The organism is Amycolatopsis sp. 505, from assembly GCF_031625235.1.
Classification (GTDB): domain Bacteria; phylum Actinomycetota; class Actinomycetes; order Mycobacteriales; family Pseudonocardiaceae; genus Amycolatopsis.
The window spans coordinates 367,754-389,444 of record NZ_JACKQP010000007.1; the positions used below are offsets into that span (position 1 = coordinate 367,754).

At 72.3% G+C, this 21,691-nt stretch carries 22 protein-coding genes; 14 read left to right on the forward strand and 8 right to left on the reverse strand.

Going from position 1 to position 21,691, the window contains the following annotated elements; translation table 11 throughout:
* The first annotated feature begins 25 nt into the window (after positions 1-25).
* Together H5965_RS26640 and H5965_RS26645 are read left to right on the forward strand one after the other, a co-directional pair.
* Positions 26-607, forward strand: coding sequence for a TetR/AcrR family transcriptional regulator (locus H5965_RS26640; RefSeq protein WP_310972977.1), 582 nt, complete (start codon positions 26-28; stop codon positions 605-607).
* A 68-nt stretch (positions 608-675) separates the two neighbouring features.
* The gene (locus H5965_RS26645; protein ID WP_310972978.1) at positions 676-1,836 is read left to right on the forward strand and encodes a Cmx/CmrA family chloramphenicol efflux MFS transporter; all 1,161 of its coding nucleotides are present in this window, start codon (positions 676-678) and stop codon (positions 1,834-1,836) included.
* Between the two features lie 3 nt (positions 1,837-1,839).
* Here H5965_RS26645 and fabI read toward each other — a convergent pair whose 3' ends face one another.
* Positions 1,840-2,607: an enoyl-ACP reductase FabI gene (fabI, locus tag H5965_RS26650; protein ID WP_004562814.1), complete on the reverse strand. Its 768-nt coding sequence runs from the start codon at positions 2,605-2,607 to the stop codon at positions 1,840-1,842.
* A gap of 34 nt (positions 2,608-2,641) precedes the next feature.
* Positions 2,642-3,346 (reverse strand): beta-ketoacyl-ACP reductase, encoded by a 705-nt coding sequence (locus tag H5965_RS26655; RefSeq protein ID WP_310972979.1) that lies wholly within the window; start codon positions 3,344-3,346, stop codon positions 2,642-2,644.
* A 360-nt stretch (positions 3,347-3,706) separates the two neighbouring features.
* Between H5965_RS26655 and H5965_RS26660 the strand changes: the two genes are divergently transcribed.
* From H5965_RS26660 to H5965_RS26690, 7 genes are read left to right on the forward strand one after another with little or no spacing between them, the layout of a single operon-like run.
* Positions 3,707-5,017 (forward strand): MFS transporter, encoded by a 1,311-nt coding sequence (locus H5965_RS26660; RefSeq protein ID WP_310972980.1) that lies wholly within the window; start codon positions 3,707-3,709, stop codon positions 5,015-5,017.
* A 7-nt stretch (positions 5,018-5,024) separates the two neighbouring features.
* Positions 5,025-5,693, forward strand: a complete 669-nt coding sequence (locus H5965_RS26665) for a response regulator transcription factor (protein ID WP_310972981.1) — start codon at positions 5,025-5,027, stop codon at positions 5,691-5,693.
* Positions 5,694-5,697: 4 nt separating this feature from the next.
* Complete coding sequence (locus H5965_RS26670) at positions 5,698-7,092, forward strand: HAMP domain-containing sensor histidine kinase (protein ID WP_310972982.1); 1,395 nt, start codon at positions 5,698-5,700, stop codon at positions 7,090-7,092.
* Positions 7,089-8,033, forward strand: a complete 945-nt coding sequence (locus tag H5965_RS26675; RefSeq protein WP_310972983.1) for a TAXI family TRAP transporter solute-binding subunit — start codon at positions 7,089-7,091, stop codon at positions 8,031-8,033. Before H5965_RS26670 ends, H5965_RS26675 begins: the two co-directional genes overlap by 4 nt.
* 14 nt (positions 8,034-8,047) lie before the next feature.
* The gene (locus H5965_RS26680) at positions 8,048-8,470 is read left to right on the forward strand and encodes a thioesterase family protein (protein WP_310972984.1); all 423 of its coding nucleotides are present in this window, start codon (positions 8,048-8,050) and stop codon (positions 8,468-8,470) included.
* 4 nt (positions 8,471-8,474) lie between these two features.
* Positions 8,475-8,936 (forward strand): tRNA (cytidine(34)-2'-O)-methyltransferase, encoded by a 462-nt coding sequence (locus H5965_RS26685; protein ID WP_310972985.1) that lies wholly within the window; start codon positions 8,475-8,477, stop codon positions 8,934-8,936.
* Between the two features lie 23 nt (positions 8,937-8,959).
* On the forward strand, positions 8,960-9,469 hold the full coding sequence (locus tag H5965_RS26690) for a hypothetical protein (RefSeq protein WP_310972986.1): 510 nt from the start codon (positions 8,960-8,962) through the stop codon (positions 9,467-9,469).
* A 1-nt stretch (position 9,470) separates the two neighbouring features.
* Here H5965_RS26690 and H5965_RS26695 read toward each other — a convergent pair whose 3' ends face one another.
* Genes H5965_RS26695 through H5965_RS26705 form a run of 3 tightly spaced genes read right to left on the reverse strand, consistent with a single transcriptional unit; the run spans position 9,471 to position 12,473 of the window.
* Complete coding sequence (locus tag H5965_RS26695; RefSeq protein ID WP_310972987.1) at positions 9,471-10,451, reverse strand: VWA domain-containing protein; 981 nt, start codon at positions 10,449-10,451, stop codon at positions 9,471-9,473.
* Entirely contained in the window at positions 10,448-11,392 is a 945-nt protein-coding gene (locus H5965_RS26700; protein ID WP_310972988.1) for a DUF58 domain-containing protein, read from the reverse strand. Before H5965_RS26700 ends, H5965_RS26695 begins: the two co-directional genes overlap by 4 nt.
* Before the next feature lie 7 nt (positions 11,393-11,399).
* Positions 11,400-12,473: a MoxR family ATPase gene (locus tag H5965_RS26705; protein WP_310972989.1), complete on the reverse strand. Its 1,074-nt coding sequence runs from the start codon at positions 12,471-12,473 to the stop codon at positions 11,400-11,402.
* 201 nt (positions 12,474-12,674) lie between these two features.
* Between H5965_RS26705 and H5965_RS26710 the strand changes: the two genes are divergently transcribed.
* From H5965_RS26710 to H5965_RS26720, 3 genes are read left to right on the forward strand one after another with little or no spacing between them, the layout of a single operon-like run.
* Entirely contained in the window at positions 12,675-14,210 is a 1,536-nt protein-coding gene (locus tag H5965_RS26710; protein WP_310972990.1) for an HD domain-containing phosphohydrolase, read from the forward strand.
* A 42-nt stretch (positions 14,211-14,252) separates the two neighbouring features.
* A complete protein-coding gene (locus H5965_RS26715; RefSeq protein ID WP_310972991.1) occupies positions 14,253-14,636 on the forward strand; it encodes a hypothetical protein in 384 nt (127 codons plus the stop codon).
* A gap of 14 nt (positions 14,637-14,650) precedes the next feature.
* Positions 14,651-14,929: a DUF4242 domain-containing protein gene (locus tag H5965_RS26720; protein ID WP_310972992.1), complete on the forward strand. Its 279-nt coding sequence runs from the start codon at positions 14,651-14,653 to the stop codon at positions 14,927-14,929.
* Between the two features lie 515 nt (positions 14,930-15,444).
* On the opposite strand, the gene H5965_RS26725 is transcribed toward H5965_RS26720, so the two are convergent.
* Positions 15,445-15,996 carry an NTP transferase domain-containing protein gene (locus H5965_RS26725; RefSeq protein ID WP_310972993.1) on the reverse strand — a complete coding sequence of 184 codons (552 nt, stop codon included), beginning with the start codon at positions 15,994-15,996 and terminating at the stop codon, positions 15,445-15,447.
* A gap of 9 nt (positions 15,997-16,005) precedes the next feature.
* A complete protein-coding gene (locus H5965_RS26730) occupies positions 16,006-16,719 on the reverse strand; it encodes a methyltransferase domain-containing protein (RefSeq protein WP_310972994.1) in 714 nt (237 codons plus the stop codon).
* Positions 16,720-16,780: 61 nt separating this feature from the next.
* Here H5965_RS26730 and H5965_RS26735 point away from each other — a divergent pair, with 61 nt between their 5' ends.
* Positions 16,781-17,179 carry a DUF1801 domain-containing protein gene (locus H5965_RS26735; protein WP_310972995.1) on the forward strand — a complete coding sequence of 133 codons (399 nt, stop codon included), beginning with the start codon at positions 16,781-16,783 and terminating at the stop codon, positions 17,177-17,179.
* Here the strand turns inward: H5965_RS26735 and H5965_RS26740 are convergent.
* Positions 17,176-18,489 (reverse strand): NlpC/P60 family protein, encoded by a 1,314-nt coding sequence (locus tag H5965_RS26740; protein ID WP_310972996.1) that lies wholly within the window; start codon positions 18,487-18,489, stop codon positions 17,176-17,178. The genes H5965_RS26735 and H5965_RS26740 overlap by 4 nt on opposite strands.
* Before the next feature lie 343 nt (positions 18,490-18,832).
* Here H5965_RS26740 and H5965_RS26745 point away from each other — a divergent pair, with 343 nt between their 5' ends.
* Complete coding sequence (locus tag H5965_RS26745; RefSeq protein ID WP_310972997.1) at positions 18,833-21,646, forward strand: aconitate hydratase; 2,814 nt, start codon at positions 18,833-18,835, stop codon at positions 21,644-21,646.
* Positions 21,647-21,691: the final 45 nt, after the last annotated feature.

A 21,691-nucleotide genomic window follows, 5' to 3' on the forward strand; every position in this document is an offset into this window, starting at 1 on the left:
TCCAAAACTGTGCTACGGTCTTCCCATGGCCAGGCCACGGGAGTTCGACGAGACCGCCGCCGTCGAGAAGGCGATGCACGCCTTCTGGGAACGCGGCTACGAAGCGACCTCGACCCAGGACCTGTGCGAGGCGACCGGGCTCGGCCGGAGCAGTGTCTACAACACTTTCACCAGCAAGCGGGCCCTGTTCCGGCGCTCGCTGACGCACTACACCAGCACGCAGCTGGACCGGCGGCAGGCGCTCCTCGACGGCCCGGGCACGGCGGCCGAGCGGATCGCCGCGGTCCTCGACAGCGCCGTCGAAGACGACCTCGAAGAGCGCCGCCGGGGCTGCCTGGTGGTCAACACGCTGGCCGAGCTGGGCCTGCCCGAGGACGAGGTGGGCGCCGCTCTGCAGGCCGACACCGACCGGAATCTCGCCATGTTCACCGAGTGCGTCCGCGAGGGCGTGCTCGACGGCAGCCTGCGGGACGGCCTGGACCCCGCCGAAGTGGCGGAGTTCCTGCTCAGCACCACCTCGGGCCTGCGGGTGATGGCCCGCCGGGGCACCAGCCGCGAAAGCATGCACGCGGTCGCCGACATCGCCCTTTCCGCCATCACGCGCTGAGGACCGCCCGACCGGGGCCGTGCACGGCTCAGTTTTGTACTGATCAATACACAACGGGAGGAGAACCCATGCCCCTGGCCGTCTTCGTCCTCGGGCTCAGCGTGTTCGCGCTGGGCACGTCCGAGTTCATGATCACCGGCCTGCTCCCCGGCATGGCCGCCGACCTGCACGTGAGCATCCCCGACGCCGGGCTGCTGATTTCGGCGTTCGCCATCGGCATGGTCGTCGGCGCGCCGCTGCTGGCGATCGGGACGCTGCGGCTCCCCCGCCGCCGCACGCTGCTGGCCCTGCTCGGCGTGTTCGCCGTCGCGCACGTCGTCGGCGCCCTCGCCGAGGGGTACGCGCTCCTGTTCGCGACCCGCGTGGTCGCGGCGCTCGCCTGCGCGGGGTTCTGGGCCGTCGCGCTGGCGACGACGATCGCGCTCGTGCCCGTGGAACGGCGGGGGCGCGGGATGGCGGTGCTGGTCGGCGGGCTGACCGTGGCGAACATCGCCGGGGTGCCCGCCGGCACGTTCCTCGGCCAGCACGCGGGCTGGCGGACGGCGTTCTGGGCGGTGACGGTGGTGACGCTGGTGGCGGTCGCCGGGGTCGCGCTGCTGGTGCCGGAGACGACCGGCGGGCCGCTGGACGTGCGCGGTGAGCTGCGGCTGTACCGGCGGGGCCGGGTCTGGCTCGCGCTCGGCGTGATCGCCCTGTGCCAGGCCATGATCTTCGCCGCGTTCAGCTACCTGGCGCCGTTGCTGACCGAGACCGACGGCCTGTCCGGCGAGTGGGTGCCGGGCGTGCTCGCGCTCTTCGGCGTCGGCGCGCTGATCGGGATCAGCGCGGGCGGCCGGCTGGCCGACCGGCGGCCGTTCGCGACGCTCTACGGCTGCCTCGCGCTCGCATTGGCCGCGTTGCTCGTGCTCGCCCTCACCACCGACGCGCTCGTGGCCGTCGCGGCCGTGCTCGTCTTCGGCGTCGCCGCGTTCGGCGCCAACCCGGCGCTGAACCTGCGCGCCTTCCAGGCCGCCGGCGACGCGCCGACACTCGTCGGGGCGAGCACGACGTCGGCGTTCAACGTCGGCAACACCGCCGGGCCGTGGCTGGGCGGTGTCGCGATCGACGCGGGGCTGGGTTTCCCGAGCGTGGCGTGGACCGGGATCGCGCTCGGTGTCGCCACGCTGGCCGCGCTCACGGTCGCCGCCGTCGTCCAGCGCGGCGACGACCGTGAGCTCGTGGCCGTGTGAGGGTCAGACGCCGAGGAAGTGGACCCCGCCGTCGACCATGATCATCGAGCCGGTGGTGGCCGGGAGCCAGTCCGAGAGCACCGCGCAGACGCTCTTCGCCACCGGGTCCGGATCCGTGCTGTCCCAGCCGAGCGGCGCCCGCTCGCCCCAGCCGTCCTCCAGGTCGACGAAGCCCGGGATGGACTTGGCGGCCATCGTCTTCATCGGGCCGGCGCTGACCAGGTTGACCCGGATGCCCTGCGGGCCCAGTTCCTTGGCCAGGTACCGGTTGACCGACTCGAGCCCGGCCTTCGCGACGCCCATCCAGTTGTAGACGGGCCACGCGACGCGCGCATCGAAGTCCATGCCGACGTACGACGCACCCCGGCCGAGCAGCGGCAGGCACGCCTTCGCCAGCGACATGTACGAGTACGTCGAGATCTCGATCGCGGTCTTGACGTCCTCGGCCGGGGCGTCCATGAACGGCGCGCCGAGGCAGGTCTGCGGGGCGAAGCCGATCGAGTGCAGCACGCCGTCGAGGCCGTCGACGTGTTCGCGCACCTTGTCGGCGAGGCCGTCGAGGTGCTCCTGGTTGGTGACGTCGAGCTCGATCACGGGCGCCTCTTCGGGCAGCCGCTTGGCGATGCGCTCGACGAGCGACATGCGGCCGAAGCCGGTCAGCACCACCTTCGCGCCCTCCTGCTGCGCGATCTTGGCCGCGTGGAAGGCGAGCGAGGCGTCGGTGATGATGCCGGTGATCAGCAGGCGCTTGCCTTCGAGCAGTCCGGGCACGGGTCCTCCAAGTCTTGTTCGGGTCGGTTTTCGGTCAGTGGCCGAGGCCGAGGCCGCCGTCGACGGGCAGCACGGCCCCGTTGACGTAGCCGGCTTCTTCGGAGGCCAGGTACCGCACGGCGGCGGCGATCTCCGACGGCTCGGCGTACCGGCCGGAGGGCACCTGCGCGAGGATTTCCTTCTTGCGCGCCTCGGGCAGCTCGTCGGTCATGTCGGTGTGCACGAACCCGGGCGCCACGACGTTCGAGGTGATGTTGCGCGAGCCGAGCTCCCGGGCGAGCGACCGCGCGAAGCCGACCAGCCCGGACTTCGACGCGGCGTAGTTGGCCTGCCCGGCCGAGCCGGAGAGGCCGACGACGGAGGAGATGAAGACGAACCGGCCCCACTTGCCGCGCAGCATGCCCCGCGAAGCGCGCTTGGCGACCCGGAAGGCCCCGGTGAGGTTCGCGTTCACGACGCGCTCGAACTGCTCGTCGCTCATCCGCATCAGCAGCGTGTCATCGGTCAGCCCGGCGTTGGAGACGAGCACCTCGACCGGCCCCTGGTGTTCTTCGACGAGCTTGAAGGCGGCGTCGACCTGCTCGGAGTCGGTGACGTCCGCCTGAACCCCGAAGAGCCCCTCGGGCGCCCCCGAACCACGGTGCGTGACGGCGACCCGGTGCCCCTGCTCGGCGAGGTCCCGGGCGATCGCCAGACCGATGCCCCGGTTGCCCCCGGTGACCAGAACCGACCGTCCCACTGTGCTCTCCACTCTTCGTCTGCGCGGCTGACGCGCACGAGGTTATCGGCAGTGCTCGCGGGTCGCGCACCCGCGTTGGCGGTGTCCGCGACCGTGTCGAGCGGGTGCCGGGAACTGCCTTCCGACCTTGGTGGTTACCCGCTGGTTGGTCACCGTGAGTCGCGACACAGCAGGCGGGGCGCGGCCGATCGACGCGACCCGGCACGAACGGCGGACCGGCCCGGTGCGGCTCCACGCTCGCGGCGGCCCCTGCTGCTCCGGCCGAGGTCACCGTCCTAAGCCCACGTTAGGAACTGCCCTCCGGCCTTGCTGCGCGCCTCACCCCTTGGTCACCGTGAGTCGCAACACAGGAGGTCGACGATGACAACCCGGATCAGCCCCGCGACCACGGGGACCGTGAACGAAAAGCGCGTGATCGGCAACGTGCTGCGCGGCTCGATCGGCAACTTGGTCGAGTGGTACGACTGGTACGCCTACGCGGCGTTCACCACCTACTTCGCCAAACCCTTCTTCCCCACCACCGACACCACCGCCGCCTTCCTCGGGTCCGCCGCGGTGTTCGCCGTCGGGTTCCTCATGCGGCCGCTCGGCGGGTGGCTGCTCGGGCGGATCGCCGACCGGTTCGGGCGCCGGGGGGCGCTGGTGCTCTCGGTCACCATGATGGCCGGGGGCTCGCTGCTCATCGCCGTCACGCCCGGGTACCAGACCATCGGGATCGCCGCGCCGATCCTGCTCGTGCTCGCCCGGCTGGTCCAGGGCCTCTCGGTCGGCGGCGAGTACTCCACCTCGGCGACCTACCTGTCCGAAGTGGCCACTCCCGGCAAGCGCGGCTTCTACTCGAGCTTCCAGTACGTGACGCTCTACGGCGGCCAGCTGCTCGCCCTCGGCCTCCAGCTGATCCTCCAGGCCCTCCTCACCGAGCAGCAGCTGACGGCGTGGGGCTGGCGGATCGCGTTCGCCGTCGGCACGGTCGCCGCGCTCAGCGTCATGTGGCTGCGCCGCGGAATGGACGAATCGGAGAGCTACCAGCGCGAAGCCGGGGAGACCAAGGGCAGCCGCGGCACGCTGCGCGAGCTGGCGAAGTACCCCAAGGAGATCGCGCTCGTCGTCGGGCTGACCCTCGGCGGCACCGTCAGCTTCTACACCTTCGCCACCTACAGCCAGAAGTTCATGGAGAACACCGCGCACATCCCGCGGCGGTCGGTCACCGTGGTCCTGTTCCTGGCGATCCTGGTCGCCGCGATCCTGCAGCCGGTGTTCGGGCGGCTGTCCGACCGGATCGGCCGGCGCCCGCTGCTGCTGTTCTTCGGCATCGGCGGCACGCTGCTCACCGTGCCGATCATGACGGTGATGGGCTCGACCCGGAACCCGGTCGGCGCGTTCTTCCTGGTCCTGGCCGGACTCGTCGTGGTGGCCGGCTACACCTCGATCAACGCGATCGTGAAGGCCGAGCTGTTCCCGACGAAGATCCGCGCGATCGGCGTCGGCCTGCCCTACGCGCTGACCGTCGCGATCTTCAGCGGGACCGCGGAGTTCATCGCGCTGGCCCTCAAGAGCGCCGGGCACGAGCAGGTCTTCTTCTGGTACGTCGCGGGCACCGTCCTGGTCTCGCTGATCGTCTACGGCACAATGCGGGAAACCTCGAAGACCTCGGAGCTGGAACGACGCTGACAAGGAGATGGCCGTGCGCGTGCTCCTCGTCGAAGACGACGCGGGTGTCGCCGGCGCGCTCGCCGAGTCGCTGCACGCGCGCGGTCATCCCGTCACCAGCGTCGCCCGCGGGGCCGACGCGCTGCACCACCACCGCGGCGCCGACCTCGTCCTCCTGGACCTGGGCCTGCCGGACCTCGACGGCCTCGACGTCCTCCGCAAGATCCGGGCCGTTTCACCGGTCCCGGTGATCGTGCTGACCGCCCGCGGCGACGAACGCTCGGTCGTGCGCGGGCTGCGGCTCGGCGCCGACGACTACCTCACCAAGCCGGTGCGGCTGGCCGAGCTGCTGGCCCGGATGGACGCCGTCGTGCGGCGGGCGGTCGCCCGGGCCACCCCGGCCGGTGACGTCGTGCGCGTCGAAGACGTCGAGATCGACCTCGGCGCCCGGCGGGTGCTGGTCGCCGGGCACGACGTCGGGCTGACCACCAAGGAGTTCGAGATCCTGGCCGTGCTCGCCGCGCGCCCCGGCACCGCGGTCAGCCGCCAGCAGCTGATGGACGAGGTCTGGGGCGACGCCTACCTCGCGGTGTCCCGCTCGCTCGACGTCCACCTGACCGGCCTGCGCGCCAAGCTCGACCGGCCGGGCCTGCTGACCACCATCCGCGGCTTCGGCTACCGGCTCGGCCGGGACTGACCCCGTGCGCACCCGGCTCCTGGTGGTCCTGGTCGCCTTCGCCCTCGCGGTGGTCGCCGCGTTCGCCGTGCCGCTGCTGACGGCGACCGCCGAGCAGCGCACCCAGCAGCTGGTCATCTCGCGCACCGCCGACGTCGACCGGTTCGTCGTGCTCGCCCAGCAGGCCGTCGACACCCACGATCCCGCGGCCCTCGCGGCCGACGCCGAGCGCTACGCCCAGCTGTACGGCGAAGGCGTCGTCATCGTCGACGCCCGGCGTCTCCCCCTGGTCCAGGCGGGCGGCCTGACCGCGGGCGACCCGGCGGTGCGCGGGCTCGTGGAAGCCACCATGCGCAACGAACCGGCGCCGCGGGTGGACCGCCTCGACCCGTGGTCGGCCGAACCGGCCTACTTCGCCCGCCCGGTCGGCACCGGCACGCGCGTGTCCGGGGTGGTCGTGCTGCGCGCGTCGGTGACGGCGGCCGCCGCGGACGTCGCCACCCGGTGGGGCACCATCGGCGCCGGCGCGGTGCTGGTCGCGATGGTGTTCGTGCTGCTCGCCGTGGTGCTGGCCCGGTGGATGGTGCGGCCGCTGCACGAGCTCGAAACCGGGGTGCTCGCGGTGGCCGGCGGGCACCGCGCGCACGTCCCGGAACGCACCGGGCCGCGGGAGCTGCGGTCGCTGGCCGCCGAGGTCAACCGGATGTCCGAGGCCGTGCTCGAAGCCGCCGAGCAGCAGCACCGGCTCGTCGCCGACGCCTCGCACCAGCTGCGGAACCCGATGGCGGCCCTGCGGCTGCGCGTGGACTCGCTGGCCGGGCGCATCGACGGCGACGACCGGACCTACCGGGCGACCGTCGCCGAGGTCGAACGCCTGGAGAAGCTCCTCGACGGCCTGCTCGCCCTCGCCCTGGCCGAGAGCACGGCGACCCGCGTCGCCGCCGGCGGCGCCGACGAGGCCTGCGACCTCGCGTCCGTGCTCGCCGAACGCGTCGACGCCTGGCGCCCGGCGGCCGAGGACGCCGGCGCGACGCTCGTTCCCCCGCCGGGACACGACGAGCCGGTGACCGTGCGCTGCCCGGAAGGCGAGCTCGCGCAGATCCTGGACGTCCTGCTCGACAACGCCGTCCACTACGCCGGCCGCGGCGCGAAGATCACGGCCGATTGGGAGAGCGGCGGGGAAACCGCGACCCTCGTCGTCACCGACGACGGACCGGGACTGTCCGAAGAGGACAGAGCGCGGGCGACCGAACGGTTCTGGCGCGCGGGCGGCGAGGGGGCGCCGCGCGGCACCGGCCTCGGCCTGGCCATCGCGCACCAGCAGGTGCGCACCCGCGGCGGCGTCCTCGAACTGCGGCCGGCGCACCCGCACGGCCTCGAGGTCCGCGTCACGCTGCCGCTGCGGGAGGTGCCGGGATGACGCTCACCCGCCGCACGGCCCTGCTCGGCGGCCTCGGCCTCGCCCTGGCCGGGTGCTCGACGGCTGGTTACCGCGGCCCGGAACGCCCGCTCACCATCGCGGCCGGCGAGCGCGGCGGGTTCTACCTCGCCTTCGCCGAGCTGCTGTCGGCCGAACTGAACCGCGCGGAACCGCTGCTGCACGCCACCGCCGTGCCGACCGAGGCGAGCGTCGCCAACGTCGGCCTGGTGCAGCGGGGGCAGGCCGACTTGGGGCTGGTGCTCGCCGACGTCGCCCAGACCGCCCTGTCCGGCGGCCCGCCGTTCGCCGGGACGGTACCGCTGCTCGCCCTCGGCCGCGTCTACGAGAACTACCTGCAGCTCGTCGTGCGGGCGGACGGCCCGGTGCGCGAGCTCGCCGACCTCGCCGGGCGGCCGGTGTCCCTGGGCGCGAGCGGCTCCGGGGCGGCGCAGCTCGGCGAGCGCGTGTTCGCCAAGGCGGGGGTCGCGGTCGACGCCCGGCACCTGCTGTTCGACGACGCCGTCCGCGCGCTGGCCGGCCGCCGCGTCGACGCGATGCTGTGGTCCGGCGGTGTCCCGACGCCGAAACTGGCCGAGCTCACCCGCACCACCCCGATCGCGCTGCTCCCCCTGGATTCGGTGGTGCCCGCCCTGCGCGCGGCCTACGGCCCGGTCTACGACCAGGTCCAGGTCCCCGACGGCGCGTACCGCGGGGTCGGCGCGCTGAGCACGATCGGCGTGGCCAACCTCCTGGTGTGCGCGCCTTCGCTGCCGGACGACGTCGCCGCGGCCGTGGTCCGGCTGCTGGTCGAGCGCGCGACGGCGCTGGTGCCCGCCGAGGCCGTGGGAACGCAGTTCCTCGACGTCCGGACGCTGATCGGGACCCAGCCGGTGCCCCTGCAACCGGGCGCGGCGGCCGCTTATCGGGCCCTGCACGGCTGAACTAGATTGGGCGGGTGACCGCACCTCGCCGCCCGATCGCCGAGATGCCGCTGCGCGTGCGCTACCACGAGTGCGACGGGCAGGGCATCGTCTTCAACGCCCACTACCTGGCCTATGTGGACATGTGCTCGTTCGAGGCGGAGAAGGCGCTCTTCGGCTCGCACGACGAGTTCCTGGCCCACGGCGCCGACGTCGTGGTCGCCGAGGCGAACGTCAAGTTCCGCGCGCCGGCCCGCTACGACGACGACCTGGTCGTCTCGCAATACCTGAACCACCTCGGCACGACGTCGCTGCTCTTCGACTTCGCGATCCACCGCGGCGAAACCCTGGTGGCGGAGGCGGCCCTCCGCTATGTCTTCATCGACCCGGCCACGCTGCGCCCGCAAGCGCCGCCGGACGCGGTCCGCAAGGTCTACGCGGCCCTGCTCGGGGACTGAGCCGGTGTTCCGCGTTCTCTTCTACCAGCCGGAAATCCCGCCCAACACCGGCAACGCGATCCGCCTGGCCGCCAACACCGGCTGCGAACTGCACCTGGTCGAGCCGCTCGGCTTCACGTTGGAGGACAAGCAGTTGCGCCGCGCCGGGCTCGACTACCACGACCTCGCGCGGGTCCACGTGCACGCCTCGCTGGCGGCGGCCTGGGAAGTGTTGCTGCCGGCCGAGGTCTACGCGTTCACCGCGTCGGCGACCCGGCTGTACACCGACGTTTCCTACGCACCGGGCGACGTCCTGATGTTCGGGCCGGAGTCGGCCGGCCTGCCCGCGGCGGTCCTGGACGCGCCCGAGGTGACCGACCGCGTGCGGTTGCCGATGCGGCCGTCGAACCGGTCGCTCAACGTGGCCAACACCGCGGCCATCACGGTCTACGAAGCCTGGCGCCAGAACGGCTTCGCGGGCGCTTGATCGGCTTCCGGTAGGTTCGCCGGATGCGACAGCAGTTTCTGGGGGCGCTCATCGGCGCCGCGTTCGGTACCGTCTTCGTCCTGGTCAACGCCGGTGCCCCACTCCCCTCCACGCTCGGCTGGGTGCTGCGCGCCCTCGCCGTGCTCGCCTTGGCGGCGGTGGTGGTCCTGGGCGTGCGCGCGGGCGGGCGGCCGACGCTCGAAGGCCGGCCGATGTTCGGGCCGAGCTACCGGTTCATCGTGCTCGGCGAGGTCGTGCTGCTCTTCGCCGGGTTCTTCGTGCTGCGCCTGCTGGAAGCGCCCGTGCAGGCCAACGTCGCCTGGATCGCGACCGTCGTCGGGCTGCACTTCGTCGCGCTGGCCTCGGCGTGGAAGACCCGCTCGATCCTGGTGGTCGGCGTCGTCCTGACCGCGCTCGGCGTCGTCGGGCTCGCCCTGCTCGGCAGCGCCGCCGCGTGGGTGCCGTTCATCAGCGGCGTGCTCTCCGGGGTGACCCTGCTCGGCGGAAGCCTCTACGGCGTCCGCCGAGCCTGAGTCACGGCAGTCTCTGCCCGAAGAACAGGCTGGCCGCCGCGCCCAGCATGAGGATCAACGTCCCCACCACCACCCACGGCTTGCTCGCGTCGGCGTCCTTGAGCTCGTAGCCGATCTGCTCCCCGAGGTCCGCGTAGACCTTCTTCAGCTCCTCGGCACTGGCCGCCTTGTAGAAATCGCCACCGGACAGCCGGGCGATCTCGCGCAGGGACTCGTCGTCCACGCTGACCGGCTGCTGCTTGTCGTCGATGGTGACCGAGCCGTGGGTGGTGCCGAACGAGATCGACGAGATCGGTACCCCGGCCTGCTTCGCCGCCTGCGCCGCGGTGTACCCGCCGCGCGCCGCGTACAGGTCCTCCGGGACCGTCTGCTTCCCGTCCGACATCAGCACGATCCGCGCCGGCGGCGGCCCGTCGGCGCCACCGACGACGCTCGAGAAGCTCTCCACCGACTGCAGCGCCGCGAAGATGCCCTCACCGGTCGCCGTCGACTGGGCCAGCTTCAGGTTCTCGATCGCCTTGATCACGCCGTTGCGGTCGGTGGTCGGGTTGACCAGCACCGTCGCCGTGCCCGCGAAGGAGATCAGCCCCAGGTTGATGCCCGGTGTCATGTTCCGCGCGAAGCTCGTCGCCGCTTCCTGCGCCGCCTGCAGCCGCGTCGGGGCGACGTCGGTGGCCTCCATCGACAGCGAAACGTCGATCACCAGCATCACGGTCGCCCGGTTGCGCGGCACCTTCTGCTCGGCGGTCGGTCCGGCCAGCGCCACGGTGAGCAGCAGCAGCGACAGCACGATCAGCACCGCCGGCACGTGCCGCACCCAGCCCTGGCTCTTCGGCGCGACCTTCTCCAGCAGGTCGAGGTTCGCGAACCGCATGGTCCGCTTCCGGCGCGCCCGCTGGGCGAGCACGTACCCGACGGCCACCGCCGCGACCGCGATCAGCAGCAGGAACCACCAGGGTGCGGCGAACCCGGTCAAGCTCACGCCACACCCCCCGACCAGCGGCGCTTGCGGGCGACGACGAACCGCACCATGTCGGCGATCCAGTCGGCGTCCGTGCGCAGCGTCAGGTGCGCCGCACCCGCGCGCCGCAGGCCGGCCGCCACGCGCTGGCGGTGGGCGTGGGCCGCGGCCCCGAACTCCTTGCGCAGCAAGGCCGAAGCGTGCACTTCGCGCTGTTTCCCTGTCTCCGGGTCGGCCAGCACGACGGTGCCCACCTCGGGCAGGTCGACGTCGCGCGGGTCGAGGACTTCGATCGCGATCAGTTCGTGGCGCCCGCCCAGTGCCCGCAGCGGCCGCTCCCAGGACTCGTCGCCCAGGAAGTCGGAGATCACCACGGCCAGGCCACGCCGGCGCGGCGGACGGCGCAGCGCCTCCAGGGCCTGGGCGAAGTCGCCCCGGGTGCCCTCGGCCGCGCGCGGGGTCTCGGCGAGCTTGCGCACCAGCCCGCGGGCGTGCGCCAGGCCGCCGCGCGCCGGGATGCGGGTCGTGTCGGCGCCGGTGGAGACGAGCGCGCCGATCCGGTTGCCGCCGCCTCCGGTGAGGTGCGCGACCGCCGCGACGGCGCAGATCACCAGGTCGCGCTTCTCGCACAGCGCGGTGCCGAAGTCCAGGCTCGCCGAAAGGTCGGCGACGACCCACGTTTCGAGTTCGCGGTCGGCCACGGTCTCGCGGATGTGCGGGGTCGTGGTGCGGGCGGTGACCGCCCAGTCCATCCGGCGGACGTCGTCGCCGGGCTGGTACGGGCGGGCCTCGCCGGGTTCGGATCCCGGCCCCGGCACCAGGCCGAGGTGGTTGCCCTGCAGCAGCCCGTCGAGCCGGCGGCGGACGTCGAGCTCCAACGTCCGGAGCCCGGCTTCCAGGCGGTCGCCGCGCAGGACCGGCGGCGCCCAGGACGGGCGCGCGCCCTGCTCGTTCTTCGCCATCGCCGGGTTACCTGACCGGCGCGCCCGCCGGGACCGGGCCGCCCTGGCCCGCCCCGCCCTGCGGCCGGGCCGAGACCTGCGGCAGCGGCACGGTCTGCAGCACGCGCGTGATGATGTGGTCGATGGGCACGCCGTCGGCGAGGGCGTCGTAGGAGAGCACGAGCCGGTGGCGCAGGACGTCGGGGACGACGTCGACGACGTCCTGCGGCAGCACGTAGTCGCGGCCGCGGACCAGGGCGAGCGCGCGGGCGGCGGCGATGATGCCGAGGCTCGCGCGCGGCGAAGCGCCGTAGGAGACCCAGCCGGCGACGTCGGCGAGGCCGTGCTCGTTCGGCGTCCGGGTGGTCAGCACCAGCCGCACCACGTAATCGACGAGGGCGTGGTGCACGAACACCTGCGACGCGACGCCCTGCAGCCGGACCAGCTCGCCCGGGCTGAGCACCTCGTGCGGGGTGGGCGGGGTGACGCCCATCCGGTAGATGATCTCGCGCTCCTCCTCGGCGGAGGGGTACTCGACGACGATCTTGAACAGGAACCGGTCACGCTGGGCTTCCGGCAGCGGGTAGACACCCTCGTTCTCGATCGGGTTCTGCGTGGCGAGCACGAGGAACGGGTCGGGCATCGGGAACGTCTGGCCGCCGATCGACACGTGCCGCTCGGCCATCACCTCGAGCATCGCCGACTGCACCTTGGCGGGCGCGCGGTTGATCTCGTCGGCGAGCACGAAGTTCGCCACGACCGGGCCGAGCTCGACGTCGAACCGTTCGGCGCCCTGGCGGTAGATCCGGGTGCCGAGGATGTCCGCGGGCACCAGGTCGGGCGTGAACTGGACGCGGGAGAACGAGCCCCCGACGACCCGCGCGAACGTCTCGACGGCAAGGGTCTTCGCCACGCCGGGCACGCCTTCGAGCAGCAGGTGGCCCTTGGCCAGCAGGCCGACCAGCATCCGCTCGACCAGGCGGTCCTGGCCGACGATGATCCGCTTGACCTCGAACACGGTCCGCTCCAGCAACTGGGCGTCCCGCGTCGGCGTTGCGGGCTGCTGGCCGTTCCCGCCCTCGGCGTAGCCGGGCTCGGTCACTCTGCCTCCTCGAATTCTCGTGCGCCGCCCCCGCGACGGTGATCACGCGGTGCGACCGTACTGCGCCCCCGGTCGTCCGGCTCATCCGGCACGCGGACGACCACGGCCGGCCCCACGATCAGCCAACACGGTCAGCGGTGTGGCACCTGTGAAGCACTCCTCCGACCTGACAGCGCCGCCGCGCTGAGCGAGGATGCGGAGGTGACCCGTGTCCGGCTCGCCGAGCTCGTCGCCACCCTGTCGCTGGTGGCCGACCTCGGCATGGGCCGCCCCATGGAGCGCGTCCTGCGCCAGACGGTGATCACGCTGCGGCTGGCCGACGCGGCCGGCGTCGAGCACGGGATCCGGGCCGCGGCCTACTACACGTCGCTGCTGACCTGGATCGGCTGTGCGGCCGACACGAGCGAGCTGGCCGAGCTGTTCGGGGACGAGACGCAGCTTTACGCCGACAGCCACGACGGCGACCTGGCCGGGGTCACGATGGCGATGTTCGTCGCGCGCCACCTCGGCGCAGGCAGCTCGCGGCTGCGGCGGGCCGGGCTGGTGGGCCGGTTCCTGGCCACGGCCGGGAAGTCGGTGCAGCGCGTGATGCAGGAGCACTGCCAGGGCGCCAGCGAGCTCGCGGACCGGCTGCGGCTCGGCGACGACGTCTGCCGCCCGCTGCTGCAGGCCTTCGAGCGCTGGGACGGCCGCGGCGTGCCGGGGCAGGCCGGCGGCGACGAGCTCGCCCTGGCGATGCGGCTGGTCCAGCTCGCCGACAACGTCGAGGCCTTCCACCACACCGCCGGCGTCGAGGGCGCGCTCGCGGTCGCCCGCGAACGCCGCGGCACGCAGTTCGACCCGCGGCTCGTGGACTGCTTCCTCGAGCACCACGCCGCGGTGCTGGCCGGCCTCGAGGACATCCGGGCCTGGGACGAGGTGATCGCGCTCGACCCGCGGCTCGGCGAGCAGCTCCCCGACGACGAGCTCGACCAGGCCCTGCAGGCGTTCGCCGACTTCGCCGACCTCAAGTCGCCGCACCGGCTCGGGCACTCCCGCGGCGTCGCGGAGCTCGCGGCGGCCGCGGCCACCCGGCTGGGCCTGGCCCCGGACGACGTCCTGGTGGTGCGCCGGGCCGGCTGGGTGCACGACATCGGGATGATCGGCGTGCCGAGCGCGGTGTGGAACGCGCCGAAGCCGTGGTCACTGTCCCAGCGGGAGCGGGCCCGGACCCACCCGTACCTCACCGAACGGATGCTGGCCCGGGTGCCGGCGCTGGCCTCGGTGGCCCGGTGCGCGGCCCAGCACCACGAACGCCTCGACGGCTCGGGCTACCCCCACGCCCTCTCCGGCGACGGCCTGGCCATGCCTTCGCGGGTCCTCGCGGCGGCGGACGTCTACCACGCGCTGGGCGAGCCGCGCCCGCACCGCGCGGCCCTGCCGCCCGCCGAGGCCGCGGAGGTCCTGGCCGGGGAAGCCCGCGCGGGACGTCTCGACGGCCAGGCGGTCGACGCCGTGCTGGCCGCGGCGGGGCGGCGGGTGCGCCGGACGCTGCCCGGCCGGTCCGGGCTGACGTCCCGGGAGACGGAGGTCCTGGTCCAGCTGGCGCGGGGGCTGTCCAACGCCCAGATCGCGACGGCGCTGACCGTCTCGCGCAAGACCGTGTCGACGCACCTGGAGCACATCTACGCGAAGCTCGGCGTCTCGACGCGGACGCAGGCGGCGCTGTTCGCGATGCGGAACGGGCTCATCGGGTAGATGCCCGATCCGCCGGGCCGCCGTCGCCCGTAGAACGGGGGCATGACCACCACACAGACGGCGCCCGGGACTTTCCTCGACGGCCTGGCCGCCCAGGACTTCGCCCGGCTGGCATCCGCCTTCGCCGGCGGCGCCCAGCTGAGCGCACTGGTCCCGCGAGGGCTGCGGGAGGCGCGGGGAGCGGCCGAGATCCAGGCGGTGTTCACGCGCTGGTTCGGCGACACGCTCGCCTTCGAGCTGGTCGCCGCGGACGTGTCACGGATCGGCTTCCGACTGCACCTGCGCTGGCGGGCGCGGCTGCGGGCGGAGCGCCTGGGCGACGGCTGGTTCGTGGTCGAGCAGCAGGCGTTCGCCGACACCGAGGCCGGCGGCCGCATCACCCGGATGAGCCTGCTCTGTTCCGGCTACTGCCCGGACGAGCGCTGAGAGAGGAGAACGAAATGCCCCGCTACCTGATCGAGCGCGAGATCCCCGGCGCCGGCCGCATGACGGCGGACGAGCTGCAGGCGATTTCGGCCAAGTCCAACCAGGTCCTGGCCGGGATGGCCGGACGGGCCCAGTGGGTGCACAGCTACGTGACGGCCGACGCGATCACGTGCGTGTACCTGGCGGAGAACGAGGACGCGGTCCGGGAGCACGCGGACTGCGGAGGCTTCCCGGTGACCGGGATCCGCGAGGTCGCGGCGGTGATCGACCCGGCCACCGGCGAGCCCGCCTGACGCACTCAGCGAGGGCGGGCCGGAGTGCGGTGCTCTCTGACGAGAGCACCGCTCTCAGACCGAACCAGCGGACTGCTCACAAACGAGAGCACTGCTCACACATCAGAGCAGCGGACCGCCGCCAACCGAGAGCGCCGCCCACAACCGAGAGCACCGCTCCCGGATCGGACCAGCGGACTGCTCACCACCGAGAGCACCGCTCACGGGCCGGAGCGGCGCACCGCCCGCAAGCGAGAGCACCGCTCTCGGGCCGAAGCAGCGGATTCCTCACAACCGAGAGCACCGCTCACCAGCGAGAGCACCGCTCTCAGATCGGACCAGCTGACTGCTCACAAACGAGAGCACCGCTCACACATCAGAGCAGCGAACGGCCACCAACCGAGATCGCCGCTCACAAGCGAGAGCACCGCTCTCAGATCGGACCAGCGGACTGCTCACAAACGAGAGCACTGCTCCCACATCAGAGCAGCGAACCGCCAACAGTCGAGAGCGCCGCTCACAACCGAGAGCACTGCTCACCCCGCGCCGTGCCGCTCGAGGTCCTCCGGGGTGTCGATGTCGTCCGCTTCGCCCCGTTCCGCCGGGACCTCCGCCACCACCAACCCGCCCAGGACCCGGCGCAGGGCCGCGTTCTCCGCCTGCTCCGGCACCGCCGCCCGAAGGGCCGCGAGCCGCCACGCGCCCAGGAGCCACTGGCGCTTGCCCGCCGCGTCCACCAGGACCGCTCCTTCGGCGTCGCCGATCGACGACACCAGCCTGTCCACTGTGGACCGGCGGACGCCCGGCAGGTCGGCGGCCAGCAGCACGACCGCCTCGACGTCGTCCGGCACGAACACCAGGCCCGCCGCCAGCGCGGCCACCGGTCCGGTGCCCGGCACCGGCTCGCGGGTCCACACCACGTCGAAGCCCGGCCGCCGGGGGCCTACCGCGATCACCCTCTCGGCGCCGTCGAGGGCGTGGATCGCGCGGGCCAGCAACGGTTTGCCGCCCACCGTCAGCGCCGGCTTGTCCACACCGGACAGCCGGCGGGCCGCCCCACCGGCCACCACGATCCCCGCGTAGCGCACCGGGGCACCCTAGCGGCCCAGCACGAGGTAGGTGAAGCCCAGCACGCCCCGGTACTCCCGGACGTACTCCCGCAACCGCCGGTCGAGCCACGCCCGCACCTCCGGAGCACGCGGATCGTCCGGGTGCGCCGTCAGCCACTCGGCCCAGCCGGCCCGGGACGTCGACTCGAAGTCGTCCCATTCCAGCTGGTCGGCGGTGCTGAAGTGCAGCACGCGCCAGCCGGCGCCGTCCGCCGCGGCGAGCAGCTCCGGCAGGGTCAGCAGGTCGGGGCCGAAGATCTCGCGCGCCGCCGGGCCGGGCGGAGCCGCCCAGAAGCCGTCGCCGTAGAGCAACCGTCCCGAGGGCCGCACCACCCGGGCGAGCGCTTCCAGGGCGGCCTTCGTCGAGCCGAAGATGTGGGCCGCGCCGATGCAGAACGCCCGGTCGGCCGGAGCGTCCCAGGTCGCGGCGTCCGCCGCGGTGAACTCCATCGCCAGACCCCGCTCCGCGGCCGCCGCCCGGCCACGCGCCAGCCCCGCCTCGTCGGTGTCGATGCCGGTCCCGCGCAGGTTCGGTGCCCGCTCGAGCGCCCGCAGCAGCAGCTCACCCCAGCCGCAACCGAGGTCGACGAGGTGTCCGCCGTCCAGGGCCATCCGGTCGAGCAGCAGCTCCGCGTGCGGTTCGGACAGGGGCGTGTTCCAGCGCATCCGGGTGCGCCGCAGCGCGTTCAGTTCGTCGTCCACCCGGCGATCCTGGAGCCCGGACGGCGACCACGTCGACCGGGTTTTCGCGCATACTCGCCCCATGACCTACGTCGTCGAGCCCCGCGTGGACGCCTACATCGACGCCCTGCCCGGCTGGCAACAGGCGATCTGCCGGGAGGTCCGGGAGCTGGTGCACGCGGCCGACCCCGAGGTCGTCGAGACGATCAAGCGCACCCGGCAGCCCTACTTCGTGCTCGAGGGCAACATCTGCGCCCTGCTGGCGGCGAAGGACCACGTCAACGTGTTCGTCTACGACGGCGGCATCGTCCCCGACCCGGACGGCATCATCACCGCCGGGCACGGCAACAAGACCGCGCGGACGGTCGCCTTCCGCGAGGGCGAGCGGATCAACGCCCCCGCTCTGACGGCGATGTTCCGCCAGATCATCGCGAACAACCGCGCGGGCGGCTGGCGCAAGCTCAAGGCCGCCGGCGGCTAGCCGATCAGCCGGGTCGCGTACGGCATGATCCCGCCGTACCGCACCGGGGCGACCCGCACCCGCAGACCGGACTGCGGTGCCTCGACCATCTGCCCGCCACCCAGGTAGAGCGCCACGTGGTGGATGCCGCCCGGGCCGCCCCAGAACAGCAGGTCGCCGCGGCGCATCTGGGACAGCGGTACCTGGCGGCCCGACGAGTACTGGTAACCGCTGTAGTGCGGCAGCGCGCGGACCCCGGCGAACGCGTAGATCATCAGGCCGGAGCAGTCGAAGCCGATCTTGTTGTAGTCGCCGTAGCGGTCGGCCACCCCGCCGTCGCGGATGCCGCGGGTCGGGCCGCTCGCGTTGCCACCGCCCCACGCGTACGGCATGCCGAGCTTCGACATCGCCCGGGCGATCACCGCCTCGATCGACGAGCCGGCCGGGCCCGACGGCGCCGGGCGGCCCGACGGGCGGCCGCCGCCCCCGGACGCGGCGAGCGCGGCCTGCCGAGCGCGTTCTTCGTCCTCGCGCTGCTTCTGGGCGAGCCAGTCCTGGTACCGCTGCCGCTGCCCCTGCAGGCCGCTGACCTTGGCCTGGGCGGCGTAGAGCTGCTGCTCGACGTCGGTCTTGTTCTTCTCCAGCCGGGCGGTTTGCGCGGCCTGACCGTCCTGGGCCTGCTCGGCGGTGGTCTGCGCCGCGTCGGCGCTGCTCTTCGCCCGGCGCGCCGCGTCCTGCTTCTGCTGGGCGATCTCGGCGGCCTTGCGGGCGGCGGCATCCTTGTTGGACTTCTCGGTCTGCGCCTGCTGGAGCCGGTCGAGGGCGTTGAGCCGGTTGCCGCCCACGGCGTCGAGCAACTGCGCGCGGGCCAGCATGTCCTTGGGGCTGTCCGCGCTCAGGTACGCCGAGAGCGAGCCGACCGTGCTGCCCTGCTGGAAGCTCGCCGCGGCGAACGTCCTGAGGTCGGCGCGGGCCTGCTCGATCGCCGCCGAAGCGGCGTCCGCCTCGGTGCGCGCGGCCTTCGCGTCGTTCTCCGCCCGCGCCGCGTCGTCCTGCGCGGCCTGCAGGTCGACCAGGGCCTTGTTGGCCTGCTCCTGCTTGAGCTCGACGTCGTCCTGCAGCTGCGTCAGCTTCTGCTCGGCCTGGGCCAGCTGGTTGGTCAGCCGGCCGACCTCACCGGCCTTGGCGTTCGCTTCGGCCTTGCCGGCCTGGATCTCGGAGTCGCTGGGGTTGGGCGGCGGCGGGGGCGCCGCGAAGCCCGTGCCGCCGGCCCCGAACAAGATCACCAGCGTGAGCGTGCTCACGCTGAGTCCCCGGCGGACGTGCGGCACCCTCGGACCACGGCACCGTCCAAACAAGACCGCCACCTCCGCTCACCAGCGCACACCGCGTGTCACTGCAGTCACACCACTATCACAAGCATCACCCGGAACTTACACAACGTAGGCACCAATTCCCCTCATTGAGGGACCCACGAATCAGATGGCGCAGCCCACACCGCGTGTCGTCTTGTCCGTTAAACAGGACGCGCGTACTGTTTGAAGCACCGCGAGGTGTGGCATCCCGAATCCGGTCCTACGGTGGGGGTGCGCAAGACTCGCCACCACCGAACCGACCGAACTGACCCGGGACCGGCGCCGCACCGGCGCGGTGTCCCCGCCACTGGAGTTAGACGTGACCTCACCCGCCAGCAAGGACAGCTTCGGCGCCAAAGACACGCTGAAGGTCGGCGACGCCTCGTACGAGGTGTTCCGCCTGAACAAGGTCGAGGGCGCCGAGCGCCTGCCCTACAGCCTGAAGATCCTGCTCGAGAACCTGCTGCGCACCGAGGACGGCGCGAACATCACCGCCGACCACATCCGCGCGCTCGGCTCGTGGGACCCGAACGCCGACCCGTCGATCGAGATCCAGTTCACGCCGGCCCGCGTGATCATGCAGGACTTCACCGGCGTCCCCTGCGTGGTCGACCTGGCCACCATGCGCGAGGCGGTCACCGACCTCGGCGGCGACCCCGACAAGGTCAACCCGCTCGCCCCGGCCGAGCTGGTCATCGACCACTCGGTCATCATCGACGTCTTCGGCCGCGCCGACGCCTTCGAGCGCAACGTCGAGATCGAGTACGAGCGCAACCGCGAGCGCTACCAGTTCCTGCGCTGGGGCCAGGGCGCCTTCGACGAGTTCAAGGTCGTCCCGCCGGGCACCGGCATCGTGCACCAGGTCAACATCGAGCACCTCGCCCGCACGGTGATGTCGCGCAACGGGCAGGCCTACCCCGACTCCTGCGTCGGCACCGACTCGCACACCACCATGGTCAACGGCCTGGGCGTGCTGGGCTGGGGCGTCGGCGGCATCGAGGCCGAGGCGGCCATGCTGGGCCAGCCGGTGTCGATGCTCATCCCGCGCGTCGTCGGCTTCAAGCTGACCGGCGAGATCCCGGCCGGCGTCACCGCCACCGACGTCGTGCTCACCATCACCGAGATGCTGCGCCGCCACGGCGTGGTCGGCAAGTTCGTCGAGTTCTACGGCGAGAGCGTCGCCGAGGTGCCGCTGGCCAACCGCGCCACCATCGGCAACATGAGCCCGGAGTTCGGCTCCACCGCGGCGATCTTCCCGATCGACGAGGAGACCGTCCGCTACCTCAAGCTGACCGGCCGCTCGGCCGAGCAGGTCGCGCTGGTCGAGGCCTACGCCAAGGAGCAGGGCCTCTGGCACGACCCGTCGCGCGAGGCCGCCTACTCCGAGTACCTGGAGCTGGACCTGTCGACGGTCGTCCCGTCGATCGCCGGCCCGAAGCGCCCGCAGGACCGCATCGAGCTGTCCGACGCGAAGTCGTCGTTCCGCAAGTCGATCCACGACTACGTGGACGGCGAGGACCCCACGCCGCACACCAAGATGGACGAGGCTTCGGAGGAGTCCTTCCCGGCCAGTGACGCCCCGTCGCTGTCGTTCGCCGAGGACGACGCCGCGCCGGTGACCAGCTCCGCCGCGAACGGCGCGTCCGGCCGCCCGAGCAAGCCGGTCAAGGTCAGCTCCGCCGACCGCGGCGAGTTCGTCCTCGACCACGGCGCCGTGGTGATCGCCTCGATCACCTCGTGCACCAACACCTCGAACCCGTCGGTCATGCTCGGCGCCGCGCTGCTCGCCCGCAACGCCGTCGAAAAGGGCCTCGCGGTCAAGCCGTGGGTGAAGACGTCGATGGCGCCGGGCTCGCAGGTCGTCACCGACTACTACACCAAGGCCAACCTGTGGCCGTACCTGGAGAAGCTGGGCTACCACCTGGTCGGCTACGGCTGCACCACCTGCATCGGCAACTCCGGCCCGCTCTCGGACGAGATCTCCGCGGCCATCCAGGAGAACGACCTCACCGCGGTCTCGGTGCTCTCGGGCAACCGGAACTTCGAGGGCCGGATCAACCCCGACGTGAAGATGAACTACCTCGCGTCGCCGCCGCTGGTCATCGCCTACGCGCTGGCCGGCACGATGGACTTCGACTTCGCGAACCAGCCGCTCGGCCAGGACACGGACGGCAACGACGTCTTCCTCAAGGACATCTGGCCGACGGCCAAGGAGATCCAGGAGACCATCGACCACGCGATCACGCAGGAGATGTTCACCAAGGACTACGCGGACGTCTTCGACGGCGGCGAGCGCTGGAAGTCGCTGCCCACCCCGGAGGGCAAGACCTTCGAGTGGGACGCCGAGTCCACCTACGTCCGGAAGCCCCCGTACTTCGAGGGCATGACGCCGGAGCCGGCCCCGATCACCGACATCACCGGCGCGCGCGTACTGGCGAAGCTGGGCGACTCGGTCACCACCGACCACATCTCCCCCGCCGGCGCGATCAAGCCGGGCACCCCGGCCGCGCAGTACCTGACCGAGCACTGCGTGGAGAAGAAGGACTTCAACTCCTACGGCTCGCGGCGCGGCAACCACGAGGTGATGATCCGCGGCACGTTCGCGAACATCCGCCTGCGCAACCAGCTCCTCGACGACGTGCAGGGCGGCTACACCCGCGACTTCACGCAGGAAGGCGCCCCGCAGGCGTTCATCTACGACGCGGCCCAGAACTACGCGGCGGCGGGCACCCCGCTGGTCGTGCTGGGCGGCAAGGAGTACGGCTCGGGCTCGTCGCGCGACTGGGCGGCCAAGGGCACGTCGCTGCTGGGCGTCCGCGCGGTGATCACCGAGTCGTTCGAGCGCATCCACCGGTCCAACCTGATCGGCATGGGCGTCATCCCGCTGCAGTTCCCGGCGGGCGAGTCGGCCTCGTCGCTCGGCCTGGACGGCACGGAGACGTTCGACATCGCCGGCATCACGGCGCTGAACGAGGGCTCGACCCCGCGCACGGTGCACGTCACGGCCACCAAGGCGGACGGCACCAAGGTCGAGTTCGACGCGGTCGTCCGCATCGACACCCCGGGTGAGGCGGACTACTACCGCAACGGCGGCATCCTGCAGTACGTGCTGCGGAAGATGACGCAGGCGTAAGGGTTTTGCGGTTCAGGGCCTCCCCGCTCGGCTGAGCGGGGAGGC

Coding starts and splice junctions, on each gene's coding strand:
- H5965_RS26640 (WP_310972977.1), top strand. CDS start 26: ATGGCCAGGCCACGGGAGTTCGACGAGACCGCCGCCGTCGAGAAGGCG.
- H5965_RS26720 (WP_310972992.1), top strand. CDS start 14,651: ATGCCCCGCTACCTGATCGAGCGCGAGATCCCCGGCGCCGGCCGCATG.
- H5965_RS26690 (WP_310972986.1), top strand. CDS start 8,960: ATGCGACAGCAGTTTCTGGGGGCGCTCATCGGCGCCGCGTTCGGTACC.
- H5965_RS26735 (WP_310972995.1), top strand. CDS start 16,781: ATGACCTACGTCGTCGAGCCCCGCGTGGACGCCTACATCGACGCCCTG.
- H5965_RS26715 (WP_310972991.1), top strand. CDS start 14,253: ATGACCACCACACAGACGGCGCCCGGGACTTTCCTCGACGGCCTGGCC.
- H5965_RS26645 (WP_310972978.1), top strand. CDS start 676: ATGCCCCTGGCCGTCTTCGTCCTCGGGCTCAGCGTGTTCGCGCTGGGC.
- H5965_RS26660 (WP_310972980.1), top strand. CDS start 3,707: ATGACAACCCGGATCAGCCCCGCGACCACGGGGACCGTGAACGAAAAG.
- H5965_RS26675 (WP_310972983.1), top strand. CDS start 7,089: ATGACGCTCACCCGCCGCACGGCCCTGCTCGGCGGCCTCGGCCTCGCC.
- H5965_RS26700 (WP_310972988.1), bottom strand. CDS start 11,392: ATGGCGAAGAACGAGCAGGGCGCGCGCCCGTCCTGGGCGCCGCCGGTC.
- H5965_RS26665 (WP_310972981.1), top strand. CDS start 5,025: ATGGCCGTGCGCGTGCTCCTCGTCGAAGACGACGCGGGTGTCGCCGGC.